Annotated in this window: 23 protein-coding genes and 2 tRNA genes; 15 read left to right on the top strand and 10 right to left on the bottom strand. The window is 66.1% G+C overall.

Annotation, left to right across the window (positions count from 1 at the left end; genetic code table 11):
* Positions 1 to 118: 118 nt before the first annotated feature.
* Positions 119 to 192: transfer RNA gene (locus QRN13_RS14480), tRNA-Gly, on the bottom strand.
* Positions 193 to 273: 81 nt separating this feature from the next.
* Positions 274 to 357: transfer RNA gene (locus QRN13_RS14475), tRNA-Tyr, on the bottom strand.
* 149 nt (positions 358 to 506) lie between these two features.
* Between QRN13_RS14475 and rlmB the strand changes: the two genes are divergently transcribed.
* Genes rlmB through QRN13_RS14460 form a run of 3 tightly spaced genes read left to right on the top strand, consistent with a single transcriptional unit; the run spans position 507 to position 2,564 of the window.
* Positions 507 to 1,391 (top strand): 23S rRNA (guanosine(2251)-2'-O)-methyltransferase RlmB, encoded by an 885-nt coding sequence (rlmB, locus tag QRN13_RS14470; RefSeq protein WP_284878460.1) that lies wholly within the window; start codon positions 507 to 509, stop codon positions 1,389 to 1,391.
* A gap of 31 nt (positions 1,392 to 1,422) precedes the next feature.
* Positions 1,423 to 2,229 carry a TerC family protein gene (locus QRN13_RS14465; RefSeq protein WP_284878459.1) on the top strand — a complete coding sequence of 269 codons (807 nt, stop codon included), beginning with the start codon at positions 1,423 to 1,425 and terminating at the stop codon, positions 2,227 to 2,229.
* Positions 2,226 to 2,564 carry a rhodanese-like domain-containing protein gene (locus tag QRN13_RS14460; RefSeq protein WP_284878458.1) on the top strand — a complete coding sequence of 113 codons (339 nt, stop codon included), beginning with the start codon at positions 2,226 to 2,228 and terminating at the stop codon, positions 2,562 to 2,564. Before QRN13_RS14465 ends, QRN13_RS14460 begins: the two co-directional genes overlap by 4 nt.
* Here the strand turns inward: QRN13_RS14460 and QRN13_RS14455 are convergent, their stop codons facing one another.
* From QRN13_RS14455 to QRN13_RS14440, 4 genes are read right to left on the bottom strand one after another with little or no spacing between them, the layout of a single operon-like run.
* Complete coding sequence (locus QRN13_RS14455; RefSeq protein WP_284878457.1) at positions 2,565 to 3,278, bottom strand: 2OG-Fe(II) oxygenase; 714 nt, start codon at positions 3,276 to 3,278, stop codon at positions 2,565 to 2,567. It abuts the gene before it with no gap.
* 17 nt (positions 3,279 to 3,295) lie between these two features.
* Positions 3,296 to 4,999, bottom strand: coding sequence for a methionine--tRNA ligase (gene metG / locus QRN13_RS14450; protein WP_284878456.1), 1,704 nt, complete (start codon positions 4,997 to 4,999; stop codon positions 3,296 to 3,298).
* Positions 5,000 to 5,053: 54 nt separating this feature from the next.
* Positions 5,054 to 6,412 carry an MATE family efflux transporter gene (locus QRN13_RS14445; protein WP_284878455.1) on the bottom strand — a complete coding sequence of 453 codons (1,359 nt, stop codon included), beginning with the start codon at positions 6,410 to 6,412 and terminating at the stop codon, positions 5,054 to 5,056.
* Positions 6,413 to 6,463: 51 nt separating this feature from the next.
* Entirely contained in the window at positions 6,464 to 6,862 is a 399-nt protein-coding gene (locus QRN13_RS14440; protein WP_284878454.1) for a DUF1489 family protein, read from the bottom strand.
* A 104-nt stretch (positions 6,863 to 6,966) separates the two neighbouring features.
* Between QRN13_RS14440 and QRN13_RS14435 the strand changes: the two genes are divergently transcribed.
* Positions 6,967 to 7,257 carry a putative quinol monooxygenase gene (locus QRN13_RS14435; protein WP_055754938.1) on the top strand — a complete coding sequence of 97 codons (291 nt, stop codon included), beginning with the start codon at positions 6,967 to 6,969 and terminating at the stop codon, positions 7,255 to 7,257.
* Here QRN13_RS14435 and QRN13_RS14430 read toward each other — a convergent pair.
* Complete coding sequence (locus QRN13_RS14430; protein ID WP_284878453.1) at positions 7,254 to 9,215, bottom strand: acetyl/propionyl/methylcrotonyl-CoA carboxylase subunit alpha; 1,962 nt, start codon at positions 9,213 to 9,215, stop codon at positions 7,254 to 7,256. The two genes, QRN13_RS14435 and QRN13_RS14430, sit on opposite strands and share 4 nt — an antisense overlap.
* 87 nt (positions 9,216 to 9,302) lie before the next feature.
* Between QRN13_RS14430 and QRN13_RS14425 the strand changes: the two genes are divergently transcribed.
* A complete protein-coding gene (locus QRN13_RS14425) occupies positions 9,303 to 9,914 on the top strand; it encodes a TIGR02466 family protein (RefSeq protein WP_242076764.1) in 612 nt (203 codons plus the stop codon).
* Between the two features lie 35 nt (positions 9,915 to 9,949).
* On the opposite strand, the gene QRN13_RS14420 is transcribed toward QRN13_RS14425, so the two are convergent.
* Both QRN13_RS14420 and QRN13_RS14415 read right to left on the bottom strand, forming a co-directional pair.
* The gene (locus tag QRN13_RS14420) at positions 9,950 to 10,849 is read right to left on the bottom strand and encodes an enoyl-CoA hydratase-related protein (protein ID WP_284878452.1); all 900 of its coding nucleotides are present in this window, start codon (positions 10,847 to 10,849) and stop codon (positions 9,950 to 9,952) included.
* Positions 10,850 to 10,899: 50 nt separating this feature from the next.
* A complete protein-coding gene (locus QRN13_RS14415) occupies positions 10,900 to 12,492 on the bottom strand; it encodes a carboxyl transferase domain-containing protein (protein ID WP_284878451.1) in 1,593 nt (530 codons plus the stop codon).
* 219 nt (positions 12,493 to 12,711) lie between these two features.
* On the opposite strand from QRN13_RS14415, the gene rpsF reads away from it, so the two are divergent.
* The 8 genes from rpsF to alr all read left to right on the top strand — a co-directional run bounded on the left by rpsF (position 12,712) and on the right by alr (position 22,741).
* Positions 12,712 to 13,098: a 30S ribosomal protein S6 gene (rpsF, locus tag QRN13_RS14410; RefSeq protein ID WP_284878464.1), complete on the top strand. Its 387-nt coding sequence runs from the start codon at positions 12,712 to 12,714 to the stop codon at positions 13,096 to 13,098.
* A gap of 12 nt (positions 13,099 to 13,110) precedes the next feature.
* Complete coding sequence (gene rpsR, locus QRN13_RS14405) at positions 13,111 to 13,389, top strand: 30S ribosomal protein S18 (RefSeq protein WP_008259463.1); 279 nt, start codon at positions 13,111 to 13,113, stop codon at positions 13,387 to 13,389.
* A 1-nt stretch (position 13,390) separates the two neighbouring features.
* Complete coding sequence (gene rplI / locus QRN13_RS14400; protein WP_055754943.1) at positions 13,391 to 13,975, top strand: 50S ribosomal protein L9; 585 nt, start codon at positions 13,391 to 13,393, stop codon at positions 13,973 to 13,975.
* Positions 13,976 to 14,305: 330 nt separating this feature from the next.
* Positions 14,306 to 16,762 carry a TonB-dependent receptor plug domain-containing protein gene (locus tag QRN13_RS14395; protein ID WP_284878450.1) on the top strand — a complete coding sequence of 819 codons (2,457 nt, stop codon included), beginning with the start codon at positions 14,306 to 14,308 and terminating at the stop codon, positions 16,760 to 16,762.
* A gap of 342 nt (positions 16,763 to 17,104) precedes the next feature.
* A complete protein-coding gene (locus QRN13_RS14390) occupies positions 17,105 to 19,528 on the top strand; it encodes a TonB-dependent receptor plug domain-containing protein (protein ID WP_284878449.1) in 2,424 nt (807 codons plus the stop codon).
* Between the two features lie 160 nt (positions 19,529 to 19,688).
* Positions 19,689 to 20,054 carry a hypothetical protein gene (locus tag QRN13_RS14385; RefSeq protein WP_284878448.1) on the top strand — a complete coding sequence of 122 codons (366 nt, stop codon included), beginning with the start codon at positions 19,689 to 19,691 and terminating at the stop codon, positions 20,052 to 20,054.
* A 111-nt stretch (positions 20,055 to 20,165) separates the two neighbouring features.
* On the top strand, positions 20,166 to 21,656 hold the full coding sequence (locus QRN13_RS14380) for a replicative DNA helicase (protein WP_055754947.1): 1,491 nt from the start codon (positions 20,166 to 20,168) through the stop codon (positions 21,654 to 21,656).
* Positions 21,657 to 21,694: 38 nt separating this feature from the next.
* Positions 21,695 to 22,741, top strand: a complete 1,047-nt coding sequence (gene alr / locus QRN13_RS14375) for an alanine racemase (RefSeq protein WP_284878446.1) — start codon at positions 21,695 to 21,697, stop codon at positions 22,739 to 22,741.
* Here the strand turns inward: alr and QRN13_RS14370 are convergent.
* Entirely contained in the window at positions 22,735 to 23,382 is a 648-nt protein-coding gene (locus QRN13_RS14370; protein ID WP_017506575.1) for a Yip1 family protein, read from the bottom strand. The two genes, alr and QRN13_RS14370, sit on opposite strands and share 7 nt — an antisense overlap.
* A 171-nt stretch (positions 23,383 to 23,553) precedes the next feature.
* Between QRN13_RS14370 and radA the strand changes: the two genes are divergently transcribed.
* Entirely contained in the window at positions 23,554 to 24,924 is a 1,371-nt protein-coding gene (gene radA, locus QRN13_RS14365) for a DNA repair protein RadA (RefSeq protein WP_284878445.1), read from the top strand.
* 31 nt (positions 24,925 to 24,955) lie between these two features.
* Positions 24,956 to 25,552, top strand: a complete 597-nt coding sequence (locus QRN13_RS14360; protein WP_055808402.1) for a CvpA family protein — start codon at positions 24,956 to 24,958, stop codon at positions 25,550 to 25,552.
* The last annotated feature ends 19 nt before the right edge of the window (positions 25,553 to 25,571 follow it).

The following is a 25,571-nucleotide window of genomic DNA, read 5'->3' as shown; positions in this document are numbered from 1 at the left end:
CAATCGTGCCGATGTTGCAGTGCGGCTTCGTCCGTTCGAACTTTTCCTTGGCCATGGCCAAACTCCTGATGGCCCGGGTCCGTCAGCGGAGGGGCGCGATGCTGATCTTTTAAAAACCTGGAGCGGGTAGACGGGATCGAACCGACATCCTCAGCTTGGAAGGCTGCTGCACTACCATTGTGCTATACCCGCGCGGAGACTGCGGAAGTTCTTTCGGAACGCCGCAGCCGGTTCCTCTCCGTCGTCCTGATCCGTCGTATCCGTCAAGGCGCGTGGTGGGGGAAGAAGGACTCGAACCTTCGAAGCTTACGCAGGGGATTTACAGTCCCCCCCCTTTGCCACTCGGGACATTCCCCCAGCGCGCCTTGTCGAACCGTCGGACCCCTCGTTTCCGCCCATAAAGAAGCGGGACGAAACAAAAGCCTTCGGCTTGTCGCCTCCTCTAGGATAGAGGGGGCGCCCAGACCCGAAAGCCCTTGGGGCTCCAAATCGGAGGGCGTCTTATAGTGTCGTCGAAATCAGAACGCAACGACCGTAAAAGCGGTAAAAAACCAGTCTTCGGAAACCGTCCCGACGGCCCCCGCGACAAGGCCCAGAAGCCCGCTGCGCAAGGGTTTGGCAGGCGCGAGGAAACCCCTCGTCAGCCCCGTTCGCTTGATCGCGGCAAGTCGGACGCCGATAATTTTCTGTGGGGCCGACATCCGGTTTTGGCCGCTCTGGCGAATCCCGCCCGTCGCGGCATGGGTCGTCTGCTGGCCACGGCCGAGCGCGCCGCCGAGATCGAGAACAATGCTCTCGCAAACGGCCATAAGATCGAGGTGGTCGAAATCCAGGCCCTGACCCGGATGCTGCCCCCCGGCGCCGTGCATCAGGGACTGGCCTTCAAGGTCCAACCGCTGGAGGGCGTGTCGCTGGAAGAGCTGGCCGATCCGGCTGAGGGCGTCATCGTCATGCTGGATCAACTGACCGACCCCCAGAACGTCGGCGCCATCTTCCGATCGGCCCTGGCCTTCGGCGCGCGGGGAATCATCGTTCAGGACCGGCATGCTCCGGCCCTCGCCGGCGCCCTGGCCAAGGCGGCCGTCGGCGCCACCGAACGCCTGCCCCATGCGCGCGTCACGAATCTGTCCCGTGCGCTGGAGCGTCTGGCCGATCTGGGCTGGCGCGCCGTCGGCCTGGACGGAACGGGCGAACAGACGCTGGAAGAAGCGCTGGATCATCAGCCGACCGTTCTGGTCATGGGGTCCGAAGGCGACGGCATCCGTCGTCTGGTCGCTGAACACTGCGATGTTCTGGCCAAGATCCCCATGCCTGGCGGATTCGAGAGCCTGAACGTCTCCAATGCGGCGGCGGTCGCGCTTTATGAAGCGGCGCGCGCGCAACGCGGCTGACAGAACGCCGCACCGAGGCTAAGGAGCGGAAATGGAATTCCTCTCGTCTCCCGAACTCGCCAGCCAGGCCACGGCCCTGGGCCAGGTCCTGCTGATGGATCTGGTCCTGGCCGGCGACAACGCCGTCGCCGTGGGCCTGGCCGCCGCCGCCCTGCCCCAGGACCAGCGCAAGAAGGCCATTCTGATCGGCCTGGCCGCCGCCGTCATCATGCGAATCGGCTTTGCGCTGATCACCGTGCAGCTTCTGGCTCTGGTCGGCCTGTTGCTGGCCGGCGGCCTGCTGCTGCTGTGGGTGTGCTGGAAGATGTGGCGCGAACTGCGCGAGCAGGCGACGCACGACCAGGCCGAGGCCGAAAAGGAACTCGAACTGGCCATGAGCATCGAGCACGGCTCTGGTCCGTCGCCCGAGGAACTGGGCCTGAAGCGCAAGAGCTTCGGCGCCGCCCTGCTTCAGATCATGGTCGCCGACATCACCATGTCGCTGGACAATGTGCTGGCCGTCGCCGGCGCCGCGCACGAACACCCCTGGATCATGGTCTTCGGCCTGGTCCTGTCGATCGCCCTGATGGGCGTCGCCGCCACCTATATCGCCAAGCTTCTGCACCGCTTCAGCTGGATCGGCTACATCGGTCTGGTCGTCGTCCTTTATGTCGCCCTGCACATGATCTGGGACGGCGCCCGTCAAGTGGTGGTGCGCACCGGCCATATGGACGAGTTCAACGCCTCGGCCCCCGCCTTCCTTGAGATCGGTCCCGAGGAAGCGGCCAAACATCTGGGCCAGAAGCGCACAGAGGACAGCCCAACGCCGGCGCCCGCCGAACCGACGGTCGCGCCATGACCGTCGCCACGGTCACCGTCGAAGAGGCCGCCGCCTGGCTGCAGGCGGGCGAAGCGGTGCTGATCGATGTGCGCGAGCCGGACGAGTTCGCCGCCGCCCGCATCGACGGCGCGATCCTGGCCCCGCTCAGTCAGATGCCCGCCGCATGGGAGGCGCTGGACCTTCCGGCCGACAAGAAGATCATCGTTCAATGCCTGAAGGGCGGCCGCAGCCACCAGGTCTGCGCCTTCGTCGGGCCGACCGGTCCCGCGGGCCAGCCGCTGTTCAACCTGACCGGCGGCATCCAGGCCTGGAATGCGGCGGGGCTTACGGTCGTGTTCGCCGAGCAGGACTGATCAGCGACCGCGCAGCCAGCCTGTGACCGAAATCCGGTCCGCCGCCGCCGACAGGGCGACCTGCGTCACCGAATGGGGCGTCGGCACCTTCAGCAGGTTCAGGGTGTTGAAGCGCGGCGTAAAGGCCTCCGCCACATTGCCGTCGGCACCATGGAAGGCCAGCAGGCCGCCCCACTCGATCCGCCAGACCGGCGTCAGGTTCAGCACATAGGCGAAGAAGCGATTCTTGCCCTCGGCGTGATCGTCATGCTCGGTCAGAAAATGGCCGGCGCGATAACGGGTCAGTTGCGCATCGGCCAAGGCGAGCCGCGGCTCGCCTGTCACGTCCCGCATCAAGCCCAGGAAGGCCTCGCCGTTCAGGAAGGCCAACAGATCGGCCCACACCGGCGCCGCCTGCCCCGCCTGGACCAGATCGTAGATCGGATGATTGTCGTACAGATACTGGAAGTCGGCCTGGGCCGAGACCTGCACCGCCTGACCCAGCGCCTGTTTCTGATCCGGCGTCAGAGAAGCCAGCCAGGCGGCGGGCAGATCGACATGGCCGGTCCCGCGTCGCGTCACGACATTGTAATCGACGGGCGTCGCCGCGTCGTAGAGCGCCTGCGCGTCCGTGGGGGCCAGGACGCCGTCGATCTGCGCCCGCCCCGTGCGCGCCAACCGCTCACGAATGGCTGCGCGCGCTACGTCGGTCAGGGACGTCAGGGTCGGCGTCATCGCTTATCCCCTTCGGATCAGGCGTCCGCGCCACCGAAGCGTTCGGACCATTCCGCGACCTGGGCGTCCTCGATCTTGGCGAACAAGACGCCCTGAGCTTCCACCTTGCCGCCCACAGGCAGACGGTTCAGCAAATCCTCGTCGGCGCCAGGCCAGCTCAAGTCGTCCACCCCAACCGACGCCGCGATCTTGGGCGCGGTGAAGGGCAGGATCGGCGCGGCCAGACGCGCGAACAAGGCGACGAGATTCAGACCCGTGCGCACCCCCACCGCCGCGCGGTCGCGATCGGTCTTCAGCGCCGTCCAGGGCGCCGCGACCTGCAGATACTCGTTGCCCAGCACCCAGGCGGCGCGAATGGCGACAGCGGCCTTTCTGAACTCCATCGCCTCCAGCTGTTCGGTCGCCTCGGCGACGGCGGTCTTGATGTCGGCCTCCAGCTGGATCTCGACCGGCCCGGCCTCGCCGCCCTCGGGCACCACGCCGTCGAATTTGGATTCCGCGAATTTGACGATGCGGTTGACGAAATTGCCCAGCACATCCGCCAGGTCCTTGTTGGTCGAGGCTTGGAAATCCTCCCAGGTGAAGGCCGAATCTGCGTGCTCCGGCCCATAGGCCGTCAGGCGCCAGCGCCAGTAGTCCGCCGGCAGCAGTTCCAGCGCCTGGTCCATGAAGACGCCGCGCTTCTGGCTGGTGGAGAACTTGCCCCCGTACCAATTCAGCCAGTTGAAGGCCTTCAGCTGGTCCACCGTCTTCCACGGCTCGCCCGAGCCGATGATGGTCGCCGGGAACGACACGGTGTGGAAGGCGACGTTGTCCTTGCCCATGAACTGGACATAGCGAACGTCCTCTGCCCCCTCGTCCAGACGCCACCAGTCACGCCACGACCCACCCGTCGCCTCGGCCCATTCCTCGGTCGCGGCGATGTATTCGATGGGGGCGTCGAACCAGACGTAGAAGACCTTGTCCTCCATTCCGGGACGCGGAAAGCCGTCCTTGATCACCGGCACGCCCCAGGCCAGGTCGCGGGTGATGCCCCGGTCGATAAGCCCCTCGTCCAGATGTTTGTAGGCGATGGACTTGGCCAGCTGTTGCCAGCCCGTCTTGCCGTCGACCCAGGCGCGGATTTCCGGCTCGATCTTGGTCTGAAGCAGATAGAGGTGACGCGTATCGCGCACCTCCAGGTTCTTGGAGCCCGACACTGACGAATACGGATCGATCAGGTCGGTCGGATCCAGCAGGCGTCCGCAGTTGTCGCACTGATCGCCGCGCGCGCCGACATGGCCGCAGTGCGGACACGTCCCCTCAACATAGCGGTCGGGCAGGAAGCGGGCGTCGTCGATCGAATAGATCATCCGATCCACCCGCTCCTCGATCAGGCCGTTCTTCTCCAGCGCCTCGGCGAAGTGCTGGGTCAGGCGATGGTTCTGCGGGTTCGACGACCGGCCGAACCAGTCGTAGCTCAGGCCGAACGCCTGACCCGCCGCCTTCTGGATTTCGTGCTGCTCGTCGCAATAGGTCCGCACGTCCTGGCCGGCGGCGGCGGCGGCCAGCTCGGCCGGGGTGCCGTGCTCATCGGTGGCGCAGATATAGAGGACCTCATGACCCTGAGCCCGCTTGAACCGCGCCCAGACGTCGGCCGGCAACATCGAGCCCGCCAGATTCCCCAGGTGCTTGATGCCGTTAATGTAGGGCAGCGCCGAGGTGATGAGGATGCGGGCCATGATCGTCCAGGTGTTCGGGGAAGCGCAGGGATATAGAGCGGCGGCGCCGTTTCCTCAAACGCCTTGCGGCAGACGGCGCGCAATACGGATGAAACGCCCGGTCAGCAGGGTCGAGGACGCCAGGCTGGCGATCACCACCGCCCAGACCAGGCCGTTGACGCCCATCTGGTGCGCCAGCACCCAGCCCAGCGGCATCATCACCGCCCCATAGGCGGCGAAATGCATGATGGTGGGCCACCAGACATCGCCCGCCGCACGGTTGGCCTGGGCCGCCACGACCTGAATGCCGTCCGCGACGAAGAACAGGGTCGCCAGCACCAGGGCCGGCGCGGCGATGGCCAGCAGGGTCGGATCGCGATTATAGGCGCCAACGATCAGATGGGCGCTGGGCCAGACCAGCAGGGCGACCACCAAGGTCAGGGCCGTCACGACGCCCAGCCCAACCAACCCGGCGCGCAATACCCCTCGCCCGTCGCCGGCGCCATAGCTGCGGCCCACCAGCACCGCCGTCGCCGACGACAGCCCCATCGGCAGCATGAAGACGATGGCCGAGACGTTCAGCACCACCGCCCAGGCCGCCGTCTCCGCCGTGCCGATCTGACCGGCGAAGAAGGTGAAGCCCGAAAAGGCCCCGACCTCAATGAAGTAGGAGGCCCCAGCGCCCAGGCCGACCTTGACCTGTTCGCGCGCGGCCTTGGGATCGCGCTCGGGCTTGTCGAAGATGCCCAGCGCCCGCGCCTCGGGCAGACGCAGGATGTAGATCACCAGAAAGATCGCCAGCGCCGCCCGCGCCCCGAACGTCGCCCAGGCCGAGGCGAAGGCGCCGTCGAAGCCGAAGCCGAGCAGGTCCGGGACCAGCACGATGTTCAGCACCAGATTGACCCCGTTCGCCACCCACATGGCCACCATGCCGGGCTTGGGCCGGCCCAGAGCCTCCAGGAAGAACTGGCCCGTCACCGAGATCAGATAGAAGGGCATGGACAGGGCGAAGACGACCAGGGCAGGCCCGGCGCCCTCCGCCAGACCGTCCTCCAGCCCCAGCTTGCCCAGTCCCCACGGGCCAATGGCGATCAGGGCGATCATCGACACCACGCCGATCTGCAACGAATAGGTCAGGCCGCGACGCAGCACCGAGCCGACAGCGTGCCGACGCCCCTCGCCCAGCATCCGCGCCGTCATCACCTGCACGCCCAGCATCAAACCGACCGCCGTCGTCACCACGATCGACGTCGGCGCCCAGGCCAGCGAATGGAACGCCAGTTCCTGGCTGGAATAGTTGCCCACCACGATGGCGTCGGTCAGGCCCATGGTCATGATGCCGATGCGCGCCAGGATCACCGGCCATGCCAGATTCAGCAGGTCGCGGAAGGCGGTACGGGTCTGGGGGCTGAGCGCGATCATCGGACGCGGCACAGGCCACGCCGACCCGCCGGGGTCAACTCCCAAAAACGTTGAGGGCTTGGCCTACCAGGCGCCCAATTCACGAAGCTGACGCACCAGTTCCTCAGGAGCCTCGCCGGCGTCGATGTCGGTCAGATCGACCGGCGCATCCTTGGGCGCGAAGTATCGCCAGCCCTGGAAGGGTCGCCGGGCCATGGGCGCCGTGCGGATGACCTTGGGTTCGAGCGTGATCTCACAGCGGCTCTGCTTGCCCTCGCCCAAGGTTGTGATGTCCAGCACCGGTTGGCGACAGATGATCGTCCCCTTCACCACCCAATAAAGCGAGCCGCCGTCCTCGATCTCGATCGCCCGTTTCGGCGTCATGCGTGTGTGGACGACGAGCGCCCCGCCCCGGGCGGCGCGGGCCTCCAGCCATTCGACGTCCGGCACCCCGACGCCCAGCTTGATCATGTGAAGCGGCATGGCGCCCACGTAGTGCCCCTTAGGCGCATTGGCCAGATTCTTAATCTAAAGGGGCTAGCTATGATCGCGCGCCGCTCAGCTCGCCCAGCGCGTTTAGGACCAGTATGTACGGATTGATTACCCGCCTGACGGCCCATGCCGGCCGCCGCGACGAACTAGGCCTCTGTTTGCTGGACCCCAATGTGAAGCGACCGGGCTGCCACAGCTACGTCGTGGCGCACGATGTGAATGACGCCGACGCCCTGCTCGTCACAGAGGTCTGGATGAGCAAGGCCTCGCACGATGCCTGGTTCAACACGATCCGCGAATCCAGAGTGATGCGTCCAGCGCTCGGCCTGATCGCGCTATGGGGCGATACAATCGTGACGCGCCCGATCGGCGGCGTGGGGCTTTAGTTCGCCTTCACCACCGCCAGCACGGCCGCCTCGACGACCTGATCGCCAAGAGACGCGACGCTTTCCACCACGCCGTCGAACGGCGCGGTCAGGGCATGTTCCATCTTCATGGCTTCCAGCACCACGACCGGCTGACCCTTGGTGACGGCGTCGCCGGCCTTGACCGGCGTCGCGACGATCTTGCCCGGCATGGGCGCGCGCAGCGAACCATCCGACACCGCGCCCGGGCCGGACCCCACGGCGGCGCGATAGGGCGTGACGCGACGCGCCTCGCCATCGACGAACAGGACGAAACCGTCGTCGATCGTCTGATAGCCGAACAGGCGATCCCCGGCCTGGACCTGATCGAACCCGACGTGGGCCAGTTCGCCCTGCGAACCGCGCCAACCCGTTTCGACCGGCGTCACCGCAGCGGACACGCCCTGACCGTCGACGTGAGCCCAGACGGTTGTCTGCGCCGCCGCATTCAGACGCACGCCATAGGACAGGCCCGGCTGGCCGCCCCAAGGGCTGAACCGGTCCGAACGCGCCTCGACCGCATCCGCCGCCGCTTCCGCAATCAGGGTCAGGGCCGCCAGCGTCGCTTCGTCGGACGGCTGCGGTTGCAACGCCGCCTCCTCCGCCGCGATGAATCCCGTGTCCACGTCACCCGCGACGAAACGCGGATGCTCCAGACAGCGTTTCAGGAACCCGGCGTTGGCCTTGACCGGCCAGACCTCGACCTCGCCCGCCGCCTCGGCCAGCCGCGCCGCCGCAGCCTCGCGCGTGTCCTCATGCACGATCAGCTTAGCGATCATCGGATCATAGAACTGGCTGACCTCGCCGCCCTGCTCCACGCCGGTATCGACGCGGATGCCGTCCGGCGTGACGAAATGCTCCAGCTTGCCGATGGAGGGCAGGAAGCCGTTGGCCGGATCCTCGGCATACAGCCGCGCCTCCATGGCCCAGCCGTTCAGCTGGATCTGATCCTGCTTCAGGGGGATCCGCTCGCCCGCCGCGACGCGGAACTGCCATTCGACCAGATCGACGCCCGTCACGCTCTCGGTCACGGGATGCTCGACCTGCAGTCGGGTGTTCATCTCCATGAACCAGACGCCGTCCGCCTTCAGCCCGTCCGAGGCGTCGGCGATGAACTCGATGGTCCCGGCCCCGACGTAGTTGACCGCCCGGGCCGCCTTGATCGCGGCCCCGGTCACGGCGGCGCGCACGGCCTCGCTCATACCCGGCGCGGGCGCCTCTTCGATCACCTTCTGGTGGCGGCGTTGCAGCGAACAGTCGCGCTCGTAAAGGTGGACGACCTCGCCGTGCTTGTCGCCGAACACCTGCACCTCGATGTGGCGTGGGCGGGTGATGTAGCGTTCGATCAGTACCCGGTCGTCGCCGAAGGCCGCCGCCCCTTCCCGCTTGGCGCTGGCCAGACCGGCGGCGAAATCGGCCGGATCATCGACCCGTTTCATCCCCTTGCCGCCGCCGCCCGCGACCGCCTTGATCAGCACCGGATAGCCGATCCGCGCCGCCTCGGCCGTCAGGGTTTCCTCCGACTGATCCGCGCCCTGATAGCCCGGCGTCACCGGCACCCCGGCCTGGATCATCAGCTCCTTGGCCGCGTCCTTCAGGCCCATGGCGCGAATTGAGGACGGGTCCGGCCCGATCCAGATCAGGCCCGCCGCCGCGACGGCCTCGGCGAAGTCGGCGTTCTCGCTCAGGAAGCCATATCCGGGGTGGATCGCCTCGGCCCCCGTCGCCTTGGCCGCCGCCAGCACCTTGGCGCCGTCCAGATAGGATTCGCGCGCCGCCGCCGGTCCGATCAGCACCGCCTCGTCGGCCTCGCGCACATGCAGGGCGTTGGCGTCCGCCTCGGAATAGACGGCGATGGTGCGAATCCCCATCCGCTTGGCGGTGCGGAAGACACGGCAGGCGATTTCGCCGCGATTGGCGACAAGGACGGACTTGAACATGAAGCGGTCTTAGCCGGATCGTGCGCATCAGGCGAGAGGCAGAGCACGACCCTTCTCACGCGACGCGGCAGGCGTTAAGCCCCTTCCATGTCCCTGCGCCCCCTCTTCGTCACCCAGGTCTATGAAGCCTCCCTCGCCGAAGGGCGTGGCTGGTCCGACTTCAACGCACAGCTGATCGACGTCATCCGGATGATGGCCGAGGAGGACGAGGCCGGCCGCCGGTGGTGCAAGGCCAACGCCTATCGCGGCTACACCTCCTACGGATCGCTGAACGACCTGCCCCAGCGGTTCCCCGAGTTCGCGGAGCTGAAGCGCCATCTGGATCGCCATGCCGTCGCCTACGCCAAGGCGCTGAACTTCGACCTGGCCCGCAAACCCCGCCTCGACAATTTGTGGGTCAACATCTTGAAGCCCGGCGGCGGCCATACGGGTCACATCCACCCGCACGCCTTCTTGTCCGGCACCGTCTATATCGACGTGCCAGACGGCGCCTCATCGCTAAAGCTGGAAGATCCCCGCCTGCCCTTCATGATGGCCCGACCGTCGGTGACGGATGAGGCGAGCGAGGCCGAGCGGCCGTTCGTCTATCTGCAGCCTCAGGCAGGCACGGTGCTGATGTGGGAAAGCTGGCTGCGGCACGAGGTGCCGACCAATCTGGCCAAGGCCGACCGGATTTCGATCAGCTTCAACTACGCGTGAAATCGGCCGCCGTTTCCGGCGGCCGATCAGCGCAATCAGACCGTCCAGCTGGCCTTGCGCTTTTCCAGGAAGGCGGCGACGCCCTCGCGGCCTTCGTCCGATACGCGGGCGCGGGCGATGCGTTTGGCGGTTTCATCCATCAGACCGTTATCGATCTTGTGGTGCGCGATGTCGTTGACCAGTCGCTTGGCCTCGCCCATCGCGCCCGGCGCATTGTTGGTCAGGCTGTCGCTCAGCATCGAGATGAACTCGTCCACCGATCCCTCCGGCAGGACCAAGTCGATCAGGCCGGCATGGGCGGCGTAGTCGGCGTCGAAGGCGTTGGCGGTCAGGAACAGCTGGCGAGCGCGGCGCGCGCCGACGGCCTCGACGACATAGGGGGCGATGGTCGCCGGGATCAGACCCAGCTTGACTTCGGAGAAGGCAAAGCGCGCACCCTCGACCGCAACGGCCATGTCGCAGGCGGCGACGATGCCCGCTCCGCCGCCCATGGCGTTGCCCTCGACCACCGCCACCGTCAGGGCGGGAATGTCGTGCAGGGCCTTCAGCATTTTCGCCAGGCCCATGGCGTCGTCGCGGTTGTCGCTCTCGGACCAGCCGGCGGCGTCGCGCATCCAGTTCAGATCGGCCCCGGCGCTGAAGGTGCCGCCCGCCCCCCGAATGAAGACGGCCCGCACCCGGTCCGCGCCGTGCAGCGTTTCGAACGCCTCGTGCAGGGCCGAGATGGTCGCCGCGTCGAAGGCGTTCTTCTTCTGCGGACGGTTGATGGTGACGAAGACGACGCCGTCGGTGGTCGAATCGATCTGCACCAGATCATCGTCGGCGTCCGGCGCCGCATCGGGCACCAGCGGCTGGGCGATGCTGTTGATCTCGGCCGCCTCGGCGTGGGTGACGTCCAGGGCGTTGAGGTCGGCTTCGGTCGGTTGATCGGCCATGGGGGTCTCCAAACTGCGTGTCCGCTCACAACGAGGCGCGGACCAATAGGTTACATCCGGAACAGGCCGAACGTCGTCTCCGGGATGGGGGCGTTCAGGCTGGCGCTGATGGCCAGGCCCAGCACATCACGGGTCTGGGCCGGATCGATGACGCCGTCGTCCCACAGGCGGGCGGTGGCGTAATAGGGATTGCCCTCGTCCTCATACTTCTGGCGGATCGGCGCCTTGAAGGCCTCGGCGTCGTCAGGGGACCAAGTCTCGGCGTCGCGGTGCACGGTGGCCAGCACACTGGCGGCCTGCTCGCCGCCCATGACCCCGATCCGGCTGTTGGGCCAGGTGAACAGGAAGCGCGGCGAATAGGCCCGGCCGCACATGCCGTAGTTTCCGGCTCCGAAGCTCCCGCCGATCAGGACGGTGAACTTGGGCACTTCGGCCGAGGCCACGGCCGTCACCAGTTTGGCGCCGTCCTTGGCGATGCCGCCCGCTTCGTATTTCCCGCCGACCATGAAGCCACTGATGTTTTGCAGGAACAGCAGCGGAATCTTGCGCTTGCAGGCCAGTTCGATGAAGTGCGCGCCCTTCTGGGCGCTCTCGGAAAAGATGACGCCGTTGTTGGCCAGGATGGCGACGGGATAGCCCCAGATGCGCGCGAACCCGCACACCAGGGTCGAGCCGTACAGGCTCTTGAACTCGTCGAACTCCGACCCGTCCACCAGCCGGGCGATGACCTCACGCACGTCATAGGGGGCGCGGACGTCGTCCGGGATCAGGCCGTACAGCTCCTCTGGGTCGAAGGCCGGCGCGCGCGGTTCGCGCACATCCATCTCGACGGCCTTGGTCGTGTTCAGATTGGCGACGATGGAGCGCACGATCTCCAGCGCGTGCTCATCGTTCTCGGCCACATGATCGACCACGCCCGAGCGACGACCGTGGGTCTCCGCCCCGCCCAGTTCCTCCGCCGAGATGACCTCGCCGGTTGCGGCCTTCACCAGCGGCGGCCCGGCCAGGAAGATGGCGCCCTGGTTCCTGACGATGATCGTCTCGTCAGACATGGCCGGCACGTACGCCCCGCCGGCGGTGGACAGACCCATGACGCAGGCGATTTGGGCGATGCCCTTGGCGCTCATCCGGGCCTGGTTGAAGAAAATGCGGCCGAAGTGGTCGCGGTCGGGAAACACCTCGGCCTGGTGCGGCAGATTGGCCCCGCCGGAATCTACCAGATAGACGCACGGCAGGCGGTTCTGCTCGGCGACTTCCTGGGCGCGCAGGTGCTTCTTCACCGTCATGGGGAAATAGGCGCCGCCCTTCACCGTCGGGTCGTTGCAGACGATCATGACCTCGCGGCCCGAGACCCGACCGATGCCGGCGATGACGCCCGCCGCCGGGGCCTCGCCGTCATACATGTCGTGCGCAGCCAGTTGCCCGATCTCCAGGAAGGGCGAGCCGGGATCCAGCAGGCGCTCGACGCGGTCGCGCGGCAGCAGCTTGCCGCGAGCGACGTGACGGTCGCGCGACTTGTCGGACCCGCCGCGCGCGGCCTTGGCCACATGGTTGCGCAACTCGGCGACCAAGGCGCTGTTGTGCGCGTGCAGGGACTTGTATTTTTGGCTTTGCGGATCGACCGCGGACGTCAGCTTCGGCATGGGGCTGGTTTAGGCGGGGTCGCGGGGCGCCACAAGCGTCTGCCGCCATCCTTGCTTCCTCGCCCCTTTTCGCCTATAGGCCCCGCCTTTCCAGGGCTTCGGTCCTGTCGCGGAGCACCAAAGGGTTGGACGTTCGGTCCGGCCGCCGCGCCAGGAGCCATCGTGGAGACCGACTTACCCGGTCGTTTCCGCGCCGACGCCCACAAGGGAGACTACCGCATGGCTCTTTACGAGCACACGGTCATGACGCGCCAGGATATCTCGGCGCAACAGGCCGAAGCGCTGAATGACACCATCAAGGATCTGATCGTCGCCTGTGGCGGCTCGGTCGCAAAGATCGAATACTGGGGTCTGCGCAACCTGACCTACCGCGTGAAGAAGAACCGCAAGGCTCACTATTCGCTGCTGGCCGTCGACGCCCCTCCGGCCGCCATGGCCGAAGTCGAGCGTCAGCTGTCGATCAACGAAGACGTGCTGCGCTGGCTGACCGTCCGCGTCGAGGAACTCGACCTGGAACTGTCGCCGCTGCTGGCCCGCCGCGAGCGTGAACGCGAGCGTGAGCGCGAGCGCACCCCGCGCGACGACGCCGCCGCCGACGCCGAATAAGGAACCCGGAACATGACCGATACCACCGCCCCGACCCCGGGCGCACCGGCGGGCTCCGGCGCCGCCGGCCGCCGCCCCTTCTATCGTCGCCGCAAGGTCTGCCCGTTCTCGGGCGCCAATGCGCCGAAGATCGACTACAAGGACGTCAAGCTGCTGCAGCGTTACGTCTCCGAACGCGGCAAGATCGTGCCTTCGCGCATCACCGCCGTCTCCCAGAAGAAGCAGCGTGAACTGGCCAAGGCCATCAAGCGCGCTCGCTATCTGGCCCTCCTGCCTTACGTGGTGAAGTGAGATGAAGGTCGTTCTGCTTGAACGCGTCGAGAATCTCGGCGCCATCGGCGACGTCGTGTCCGTCAAGGACGGCTTCGCCCGTAACTTCCTTCTGCCGCGCGACAAGGCCCGCCGGGCCACCGCCGCCAACCTGAAGGCGTTCGAACTCGACCGCGCCGCCATCGAGCAGCGCAACGAGAAGAACAAGGCCGACGCACAGAAGGTCGCCGACAAGATCGACGGCCAGACCTACGTCATGATCCGTCAGGCCGGTGAAACCGGTCACCTGTACGGTTCAGTCGCCGGTCGCGACGTCGCCGAGGCCATCCAGGCCGAAGGCGGCAAGGTCGAGCGCTCGCAGGTCGTCCTGAACACGGCGATCAAGAGCCTGGGCGTCCACGAAGTGCCGGTTCGCCTGCACGCCGAGGTCCGCGCCACGGTCAAGATCAACATCGCCCGCTCGATGGACGAGGCCGAGCGCCAAGCCAAGGGCGAGGACGTGATCCGCAGCCAGTTCGACGATGAGCGCCAGGCCGCCGAGCAATCGGCTCAGGAACTGATCGAAGGCGGCGCCGGTCAACAAGAAGGCTTCGGCGACGAAGCCTGATCCGACCGGATCCCCAACGACATCAAGGGCGCGTCTCGCAAGGGACGCGCCCTTTTTGCTGCGCGTGAACGGCATCCACCGCACGGCCGATCGTCACCTTGACCTATGACAAGATTACAACAAACCCAGATCATTGATCTATCAAATGGATGTCTAGACATTAAGCTTGCTTGACGTCGTCACATTGCGGTCACAGCCTGCAATTGAGGCCTGCGTTTCGATTATACGCGCAAAATTATTGCGCTTTTCGAGACGCCGACCGAGGGCGACGGCATGACGGCCTGCCGAGCGCCGACACAGAGGGCTGTCGTGCATCGTCGGGGACTATCAATGAAAATCGGATACGGTCGTCAGGCCCTATTGGCCTTTGCCTCCACCAGCGCGCTCTTCATCGCCTCATCGGCGTTCGCCCAGACAACCCCTCCGCCAAGTGAAGCCACCGATGTCGATGAGATCGTCGTCACCGGCACGCGCACCGTTGGGCGCAGCCGGCTCGACAGCGTCGCGCCCGTCGATGTCATCACCGGCGAAACTCTGGCGAAACAGGGCACTGGCACAGAGCTGGCCGCCGCCCTCGCCGCCACCGCCCCGTCCATCAACTTCCCTCGTCCCGCCATTTCCGACGGCTCCGATCACGTTCGTCCGGCAACCCTGCGCGGTCTTGCTCCTGACCAGACCCTTGTCCTGATCAACGGTCAGCGCGGCCATGTCGGCGCCCTGGTGAACGTAAACGGCGCGCTTGGCCGTGGCTCGACCGCCTTCGACCTGAATACGATTCCGTCGATCAGCCTTGGCTCGGTCGAAGTCCTGCGTGACGGCGCTTCGGCGCAATATGGCGCCGACGCCATCGCCGGCGTCATCAATCTGCGTCTGCGCCAGGCGTCGAGCGGCGGCGGCATCACCGCCAACTACGGCATCTACGACACCGACTTCACGACCGCGCGCGGCGAGCACAGCCGCCGCGACGGCGAACAGACCTCGCTCGCCGGCTGGGTCGGCCTGCCCCTGTTTGGCGACGGCTTCCTGACCCTTTCGGGCGAAGTCCAGAAACGCCAGCCCACCAATCGCTCCGACTACGCGGCGACCACTGCGGTCAACGGAGGCAGTGCGACCACCGTCATTGGTCGCTTCGGCGATCCCTATACAGAAGCCTACACCGGCTATTTCAACGCCGGAAAACCGCTTGGCGGCGAATGGGAAGCCTATGCCTTCGGCGGCTATCAGAAGCGCAAGTCCGAGGCTGCGGCGACCGCCCGCGCCTTCAACAACTCAAACAACGTCACCGCCATCTATCCCAATGGCTTCCTGCCAATCATCGCCGCTGACATCGACGACTACAATATATACGGCGGCCTGAAAGGCCCCGCCGCCGGCTTCGACTGGGATATCTCGGTCGGGTACGGCCGAAACGAGTTGGACTATCGCGTCCTGAACTCCCTGAACGCCTCCTATGGCGCCGCGTCTCAGACCCAGTTCGACGCCGGCGGCCTCAGCTACGGTCAACTGACCATCGGCGTGGATGCGGTGAAACAGATCGAAGCGAACCTGTATGAACCGCTCAACGTCGCCTTCGGAGTCGAATACCGACGCGAGGACTTCAACGTCACTGCAGGCGAGCCGACATCCTACAACAAGGGCCCCGTCACGGCCGGCGGCGCCGGATCGCAGGGCTTCCCTGGCTTTGCGCCATCCAATGCGGTCGATGTCGATCGCAACAACATCAGCGCTTACATCGACCTGGAGGGCAAATTCTCCGAACAGTTCAGTGTCGGCCTGGCCGGGCGCTACGAGGACTATTCCGATTTCGGCGATCAGTTCACGGGCAAGATTTCGGGCCGCTACGACTTCACCGAGGCCTTCGCCCTGCGTGGCGCCATTTCGACGGGCTTCAAATCGCCAGCCCTTCAGCAACAGTACTTCAGCTACATCGCCACCAACCTTGTCGCGACAGCAGGCGGCGTGGTGCTGCAGCAGAACGGCTCGTACCGGGTCGACGATCCCATCGCGATCGCCCTGGGCTCAAAGCCGCTGGAGCCCGAGACCTCGACCAACTACTCGCTTGGCGCGGTCTTCCGACATGAAGGCTTTGAATTGACGGTGGACACCTACCGCATCGATGTCGCTGACAGGATCATCTATTCCGAGACGCTCGGCGTGTCGCGGCCCAGCCAGACGGCGCAATCCACGGCTGCCATTCAGGCGCTGCTCGCTCCGTTCGGCGTCACCGGCGCGCGGTTCTTCCTGAACGGTGTCCACACCTCGACCAGCGGCGTTGATGTCGTGGCGCGCTATCGGACACAGCAGGATTTCGGGCGGTTCGATTTCACGCTGGCGGGCAACTTCAACTCCACCGAAGTGACCAAGACGCCTGCCGTTCCCAGCAACCTGGCCATTGCCCCGTCAGACGCCTTCCTGTTCGACCGCTCTTCCAAACTGTCGTTTGAGCAGGGCACGCCGGAACAGAAGATCGTCGCCAGCGTGGACTGGTCGCTGGGCGACTTCGGGGCGACCTTGAAAGGCACCAGCTACGACAGCGTTCTGGTCGCCAACAACAACGCCACCCTGGACTACGAAACGGGCGACGCGCTGCTGGTGGATCTGGAGGGCCGCTACACCCTGCCGTTCGGCGTCTCGCTCGCTGTCGGCGTGAACAACCTGACCGACGAATATCCAACCGCCACGCCGACCAACATCAACGGCGCGACCGGTTCGGTGGGCTATCCAAGCTACTCGCCCTACGGCTTCAACGGCCGCTTCTTCTACGGCCGTCTGAGCTACAACTTCTAAGCCAACTGATATCCTACTCGAATGGGGCGTTCTTCGGAGCGCCCCATTTTGCGTGGCAATAGATTTCCTACTGACTGCTGCCAAGAAACATGGCCGCCTGCGTCGATTGACCCGCCGCACCTTCGCCCTGATATGGCCATGACCGCCGGGACCTCCCCGACCTTGCGGTTGGAGAGGCCATGAAGATCACCCCCCGTTCTACGGCGACGCCGCCCGCCATCGCGCGATGTTGCGGCTGAGACCGCACGCCATACCCAATCCCAAGCCGATCATAAAAAGCCCGTCGCGGTTAGCGGCGGCGATGCACGCTCGCGCCAAAATAAGACTTTAGGAAATCTCTTAATGCGCTCTCTTTCTCAACGGGCCGCCGCACCGGCCCTGCTCGCCACCGTCTCGACCTTAGCCCTGCTGACCGCCCCCCCGGCCTTTGCTCAGAACGCCGAACCCGTCGCCGGTGACGCGGCGCAGGTGGATGACATCGTCGTAACCGGCACGCGGGTCCAGAACCGCTCGCGCCTCGACACCCTGGCGCCCGTCGATGTCGTGACGTCCGAGGCGTTGCAGACGCGCGGCACGACGGAGTTCGCTACCGCCCTGGCCCAGGCCGTGCCGTCGCTGACCTTCCAGCGGCCGTCGGCCAACGATGGCTCCGACTCGATCCGCCCGATCACCTTGCGCGGCCTGTCGCCGGACCAGACGCTGGTGCTGGTCAACGGCACGCGTCGCCATGCCTCGGCCCTGGTCAACGTCAACGGCGTGGTGGGGCGCGGGTCGGCCGCCGTCGATCTGAACACCATTCCGACCGGCGCTCTGGACCGGGTTGAGGTGCTGCGCGACGGCGCTTCGGCCCAGTATGGTTCGGACGCCATCGCCGGGGTGGTGAACCTGCGCCTGAAGGAGGCCTCCAGCGGCGGCGGCGCCAGCGTGACCTACGGCCAGTATTTCACCACCGTGAAGACCGCGCGCGGCGAACGCGACGAGACCGACGGCGGCACCGTCACGGCCTCGGCCTGGCAAGGGTTCTCGCTGGGCGACGACGGCTTTCTGACCCTGTCGGCGGAGTATCTGAACCGCGAGTCGACCAACCGTTCGGACTATGACCCCCGCGCGGCGGCGAACGGCGCGATCACCGCCCGCTTCGGCGATCCAGATGTGGAGCAGTGGACCGTCTTCGCCAACGCCGGCAAGGGCTTGGGCAACGGCTGGGAGGCCTATGGTTGGGCCGGCTATCAGGACCGCGACAGCGAAGGCGCCGCCTTCCCTCGCCTGTCCGACAACGTCAACAACGTCGCCTCGATCTACCCGAACGGCTTCCTGCCGAAGGTCGCCATCAATTCTAAGGACGCCTCGCTGGCCGGCGGCCTGCGCGGCGAACTGGCGGGCTGGAACACGGACATCAGCCTGACCTATGGCCGCAATGCCCTGGACTTCCGCACCGAGGATTCGCTGAACTCCACCTACGGCGCGACTTCGCCGACCAGCTTCGATTCCGGCAGCCTGATCTACGATCAACTGGTGCTGGGCGCCGACTTCAGCAGTGAGTTCGAGGTCGGTCTGTCCGGAGGCCCGCTGAACTTCGCCTGGGGCCTGGAGCAGCGCTGGGAAAACTACAAGATTGAGGCCGGTCAGCCCGAGAGCTACAACCGCGGGCCGTTGGGCGCCAATACCGCCCTGACCGGCGGCGCCCAGGGCTTCGTCGGCTTCCAGCCCTCGAACGCCGTGGATGTCGACCGGGACAACTTCGCCGCCTACGCCGACGTCGAAATTCCCCTGACCGACAAGCTGCGCGTCGAGGGCGCCGTTCGGTTCGAGGACTATTCCGATTTCGGCGACACCCAGACGGGCAAGCTGTCGGCCCGCTATGACTTCACCCCCAGCTTCGCCCTGCGCGGTTCGGTCTCGACCGCCTTCCGCGCGCCGTCCTTGCAGCAGTCCTTCTTCACCTCGACCGCCTCGGTGATCCAGAACGGCGCCGTGGTCGAAACCGGCACCTTCCCGGCCACCAGCGCAGTCGCGACGGCTCTTGGCGCGCGTCCGCTGAAGGCTGAGACCTCGACCAACTATTCGGTCGGCGCGGTGGTGCGACTGGGCCGGTTCGACCTGACGGTCGACGCCTACAAGATCGACATCGATGATCAGATCGTTCTGTCCGAACTGATCAACCGGACGTTCTCAGGTCAGGTCGCCAGCCTGCTGGATCCGCAAGGCGTTCAGGCCGCGCGCTTCTTCCTGAACGGGGTCTCGACCTCGACCGAAGGCGTGGATATCGTCGGGCGTTACCGTCTGCCGACCGATACGCTCGGCGATTTCGACTTCACCGTCGCGGCGAACTTCAACGATGTGTCTGTCAACCGCGTGCCGACGTCCTCCTCGGTTCTGAACCCGGTGCCGACGCTGTTCGCCCGCCAACGCATCCTGACCATCGAAGACGGCACGCCCGACACCAAGGTCTCGGCGTCGGCGGACTGGAACCGGGACAAGTGGGGCGCCACGGTTCGCGCCACCTACTATGGCGACGTGCTGCAACCCGGCTCGACGGCGGCGAATGACTACAGCACCGGGGCCAAGACGGTCGTGGATCTGGAAGGCCGGTTCCAGCTTACGGAACGTGTCGGCGTGGCGATCGGCGTGGACAATGTGTTCGACGAATATCCGGACTTCGTGCCGGCGTCGCTGAACTCCAACGGCGTTCTGGGCTTCCCCTACTATTCGCCCTTCGGTTTCAACGGTCGCTACGGCTATGCGCGCCTCAGCCTGAAATGGTGAGGTTGGGCTGATCGCCAATGAGGCAGGGGCGCTCTTCGGAGCGCCCTTTTCCTTGTTTGCATTACGAAACCTTCAGCTTGGCAGTTCTGATTCGCCCCAGTTGCGACACATATCGCCGTTCAATCTGGGCGTTGCCAGAGGGGGCTTTGGAGGGGACCAGATGAAGACCAGATCGATTGCAGCCGGCGTCCTGGCGCTGTCCCTTTTCGCTAGCGCCGCCAGCGCCATGACGGTTCAGGAATTCCTTACCACCGCCAACGCCATCCCGCAGAACCCCACCGCCCTGCTGCGCTCGGACACCCGCCGTCTGATGGCCGAGTTCCGGGGCGCCGTTCGCACCGTCCGCGCCGAACAGACCCTGGCCAAGGCGGCCGGCCGCCAGCCCGCGACCTGCATGCCGGACAAGGTCAGCGTCTCGCCCAACGCCATCCTGAGCCGTTTCAACGCCATTCCGCAGAGCCGTCGCAACATCAGCGTGACGCAAGCTTTCCGCGAATGGATGGCGCACGACTATCCGTGCGCCTGACGCGCGCCGATTGAGGAATTCCGGTTCGTCCCCAAGGCGGGACGATCTGTCCACGGTCCAGGCGGCGTCCGCGTCTGACGCAGGGGCGTGAGAGGGCTAAAGCGTTAATCGATGAACGCCTTCGCCCCCATGCCCTTCTCGTCGTCTCCGCTGGACTCCGGCGGTGTCAGTTCGATGCCGCACAATCTGGAGGCCGAGCAGGCGCTGCTGGGCTCGCTGATGTTCGACAACGCCGTGTTCGAGCGGTTGAACGACCGGCTGCGCGGCTCGCACTTCTACGAACCCTTCCATCAACGGCTGTTCGACGCGATCGAGGACCATATCCGCCAGGGGCTGCTGGCCGAGCCCACCATTCTGATGGAGCGGTTCAAGCAGGATCCGGCGTTCCAGGAGTTCGGGGGCCTGCGCTATCTCGCCGATCTGGTCGACCGCGCTCCGCCCGCCGCCAACGCCCCCGACTACGCCCGCGTCGTCTATGACCTGGCTCTGCGCCGCGATCTGATCCGCATCGGCGGCGACATGATCAAGGAGGCGCCCAATCCGGAGACGCCCGCCGACGAGCAGATCGAACAGGCCGAACAGACCCTGTATTCCCTGGCCGAGACGGGCAAGCCTTCTTCCGGTTTCGTCAGCTTCTCCAACGCCTTGTCCGGCGCCGTTCAGATGGCAGCCGAAGCCTATCAGCGCGAAGGCAAGCTGGCCGGCCTCGCCACCGGCTTGAACGATCTGGACCGCAAACTGGGCGGCCTGCACCCGTCCGACCTGTTGATCCTCGCCGGCCGTCCGTCGATGGGCAAGACAGCCCTGGCGACCAACATGGCCTTCAACGTGGCGCGCGCCTATCAGTGGGAGCCGACACCGGAGGGCCGCAAGACGGTCAACGGCGGCGTCGTCGCCTTCTATTCTCTGGAAATGAGCGCCGAACAGCTGGCGATGCGTATTCTCGCCGATGCGTCCGGCGTTTCGTCGGACAAGCTGCGCAAGGGCGAAATCGACGCCACGGACTTCGGCAAGCTGCGCGACGCGGCGGTCGAGATCGGCGAAAGCCCCCTCTACATCGACGCCACCGGCGGCCTGTCCATCTCCAAGCTGGCGGCCCGCGCGCGCCGTCTGAAGCGCATGGAACACGGGCTGGACCTGATCATCGTCGACTATCTGCAACTGGTCACGACCGGCAACAGCGGGGGCCAGAAGAACCGCGTGCAGGAGGTGTCCGAAATCACCGGCGGGCTGAAGGCCCTGGCCAAGGAACTGTCGGTACCGATCATCGCGCTGTCGCAGCTGTCGCGTCAGGTCGAGCAGCGCGACGACAAACGCCCCCAACTGTCGGACCTGCGCGAATCGGGCTCGATCGAGCAGGACGCCGACTGCGTGATGTTCGTCTATCGCGAGAGCTATTACCTGGGCCGCGCCGAACCCCGCGAGGGGACCGAGGAACACCTGCAATGGCAGCAGGACATGGACCGCCTGCAAGGCCAGGCCGAGGTCGTCATCGGCAAGCAGCGCCACGGCCCGATCGGCATCGTCAAACTGGCCTTCGACGCCGACACCGTCCGCTTCGGCAACCTGGCGCACGGCTATGAGGAAGTCAGCTACGAGTAGCCTCTTCCATCGGCGCGGTGTTGGCGCATAAGGACGCCATGACCGCATCGACCCCCGCCGTCCTCTCCGTCGATCTGAACGCCCTGGCGCGCAACTATCACACGCTAGAGGCCGTCAGCGGCCAGCCGGTGCATCCGGTGGTCAAAGCGGACGGGTATGGGCTGGGCGCCCAGGCCGTGGCGACACGGCTCATGGCCGAGGGGGCGCGGACCTTCTTCGTGGCGCGGGCGGCGGAGGGCGTGCGGCTGCGCGCGGCCTTGGGCGCCGACGGTCCCGTCATCTATGTGCTCGACGGCTGCCACGGCGACGATGCGGCGATGCTGAAGGCGGCTGACCTGCGGCCCGTGCTGAACCATCCGGCGCAGATCCAGGCCTGGAGGACGGCGGGCGGCGGGACCTGCGGCCTGCAGATTGACACTGGCATGAACCGGTTGGGTATTCGGCCCGAGGACGCGCCTGACGCTTTCGACGGCCTGGCCCTGGTCCTGACCCACCTCGCCTGCGCCGACGAACCGGCCAATCCGATGAACCGGCGCCAGCGTGACGCCTTTGCGGGCGTGCTGGATCGCTATCCGGGCGTGGTCCGGTCGTTCGCCAACTCCAGCGGCTGTTTCCTGGGCCCGGACTTCGCCTTCGACACCGTTCGGCCGGGCATCTGTCTTTACGGCGGCGGACCAGAGGGACGTCCCGATCCCCGCATCGCACCCGTGGCCACCTTGACGGCCGAGGTGCTTCAGGTTCGCGACGTGCCGGCGGGCGAGAGCGTCGGCTATTCGCGCGGGTACGTCGCCGAACGCCCGATCAAGGTTGCGACCGTGGCGGCCGGCTATGCGGATGGTTTGCTGCGCGCCTACTCGCCCGATGGCGCTGTCTGGATCGCCAACGAGACCCGGCCGCTGCTGGGTCGGGTCTCGATGGATGTCTGCGCGGTAAACATCACCGGCCTGGATGTCGCGGTCGGCGATCCGGTTGAACTGTTCGGCCCGAACCGCCTGTTGGACGACGCCGCGGCCGCGGCGGGGACCATCAGCTATGAGCTGCTGACATCGATCACCCCCCGCGTGCCGCGCGTCTATTCTCAGTAGCCGGCGCCCATTCCGGCGAGACCGGCCATGCCGACCGACGCGGCGACGAAGCTCATCGAAATGGCTCCAACGATCGCCGAGATGATGAAATACATCACGACGCCGGCGATCACCGTCACGATGAAATAGCCGACCTTCTTGTCTTCCGGCACCTTCATCAGGATCGGCAGGCCGACGAACAGCAGATAGAAGCTGTAGAGGCCCAAGATGGCCAGGATGCCCAGCATCGGGATCAGGCCGAACACGCCCGCCAGCCAGGCGGCGGTCCAGGAATAGACGGCCAGCTTCATGGCCTGAACCTTATTGGCCGTGCCGCCGAAGTTCGGCGCCAGCGCATTGATGATCAGTCCCAGCAGGAAGACCCCCAGCAAGGACATGCCGTAGCTGACGAGCGCCACGACGATCGCGCCGACGATCGACAGCTTCATGCCCATGATCGGCATCAACTGACCGCCAAGCAGTGAACAGACCGGCCCGATCGCCGCCAGGATCATCGCATAGCGGGTGAACAGGCTTTTGGTCGTGGCGAACTCGCCGTCGATCTTCAGCCATTCGGACTTGGGTTGCAGCAGTATGCCCTTGACCCGCGCGACCAGGGCCGGATCGACAGCGGGTTGGGAGTGGGTCGTCGGATCGGTCATGACAGGCCTCGCGAGAGAAGATGGGCGGATGTTGACGTTGCGTCGCTTCAAGAAGCAAGGGTGTGCGACACATTCTCAATGCCCCGATATAGCAAAGGTTGCGCCTGCGACCGAAACTGTCGTGAGCCGACGCCATGTCCGGCGCGACCGTTCGATCTGCTAAGGAAGCCCATGGCTCGCGATTCCGCTCTTTATGTCTGTCAGTCCTGCGGCTCGGTCCACAGCAAGTGGTCGGGCCAGTGCGGCTCCTGCGGCCAGTGGAACACCCTTAGCGAAGAGAGCCGCTCGGCCCCGCCGGGCGCGATCAAGCCGTCGGCGGCGGCTTCGGCCCGCACGCGCGGCATTCAATTCGAAACCCTTCAGTCCGACACGCCAGAGCCGCCGCGCATCACGACGGGCGTGGCCGAGTTCGACCGGGTCTGCGGCGGCGGCGTCGTGCCCGGCTCGGCCATCCTGCTCAGCGGCGATCCCGGCGTCGGCAAGTCCACCCTGTTGCTGGAGGTCGCAGCCAAGGCGGCGCTGCGCGGATCGCGCGTGGCCTATATCTCGGGCGAAGAAGCCGTCGAGCAGATCCGCGCGCGGGCCAAGCGGATGGGTCTGGCGGACGCGCCGGTCAATCTGGCGGCCGCGACGGCGCTGCGTGAAATTCTGGGCACGCTGAAGCGCGAGCAGTTCGACATCGTCATCGTCGATTCGATCCAGACTCTGTGGTCCGACGTGCACGAAAGCGGCCCCGGATCCATCACCCAGGTCCGCGCCTGCGCCGGCGAGATGGTGCGTCTGGCCAAGTCGCGGGGCGTCGCGGTGGTCCTTGTCGGCCACGTCACCAAGGACGGCCAGGTCGCCGGTCCCCGCGTCGTCGAACACCTGGTCGACGCCGTCATGACCTTCGAAGGCGAGCGCGGCTATCCGTTCCGCATCCTGCGCGCCGGCAAGAACCGCTTCGGCGCCACCGACGAGATCGGCGTGTTCGAAATGGGCGACGCCGGTCTGCGCGAGGTCGCCAACCCCTCCGCCCTCTTTCTGGGCGAGGGCAAGGAGCGCGCGCCGGGCGCCGCCGTCTTCGCCGGGATCGAGGGCTCGCGCCCCGTCCTGGTCGAGATGCAGGCCCTGGTGTCAAAGTCCGCCTATGGCACCCCGCGCCGCGCCGTGATCGGCTGGGAGACGGGACGTCTGGCCATGGTGCTGGCCGTGTTGGAGGCCCGCTGCGGCTTCGGCTTTGGCGATCAGGACGTCTATCTGAATGTCGCCGGGGGCTTACGCATCAATGAACCGGCGGCCGACCTCGCGGCGGCGGCGGCCCTGATCAGCTCGGCGACCGGCGTGTCCCTGCCCCAGGGCTGCGTCGTCTTCGGCGAAATCGGCCTGTCGGGCGAGGTCCGCAGCGTCGGCCGCGCCGAGGCCCGACTGCGCGAAGCGCAAAAACTGGGCTTCGATCAGGTTCTGAGCCCGACTTTGACCGCCAAAACCAAGGGGGTGAAGGTGACATCCGTCACGCGCCTGACGGATGTGGTCGAACGAATCTCGCAGAACCGCTATTAGACCCTCGTAGCAACCGCAGGATCCCGCACGCGTGACCGGATACGACGTCTTCGCCATCGTGGTGATCCTGTTTTCCGTCGCCGCCGGCTGGGTGCGCGGCGGGGTGCGCGAGGTCATCACCCTGCTCAGCGCGACCCTGGCGGCCCTGGTCGCCCTGATCGCCCTGCCCTGGACCGCCGGCGTCACGCGCGCCTTCGTCGATCCCGAGTGGGCCGGGTCGATCCTGGCCGCCGTCCTGACCTTCTTCGTCGTCTATTTCGGCCTGCGCCTCGTCGGTTCGATGATGTCCAAGAGCGCCAAGGACCATCCGCACCTCGGCGTCATCGACCGCATCTTCGGCCTGTTCATCGGCGGCATTCGTGCGCTGGTCCTGATCGGCGCGGTGCATCTGGTCATCGTCGCAGCCCTGCCGGGCGAGCGCACGCCGCTGTGGCTCGGAAAGGCGGCCCTTTATCCGGTCAGCGCCATGGGCGCGCGGATGATCCAGATCGTCCTGCCCAGCATCGGACGCGGCGCCGACGCCATCACGCCCGTCGTGGATTCGTCCGTACGCCGGGGGTTTTCGGACGACGAAGCCTTGCCCCCGACGCAATCAGAGCCTAACTCGCGCCGCGAAGCCGCCCCTTAAGTTTCCCCGGTCATCGGAG

The organism is Brevundimonas sp. MEB006b (assembly GCF_030209705.1).
GTDB lineage: Bacteria > Pseudomonadota > Alphaproteobacteria > Caulobacterales > Caulobacteraceae > Brevundimonas.
The sequence above is the reverse complement of the archived record's forward strand: the minus strand, read 5'-3'. Positions and strand labels throughout refer to the sequence as shown.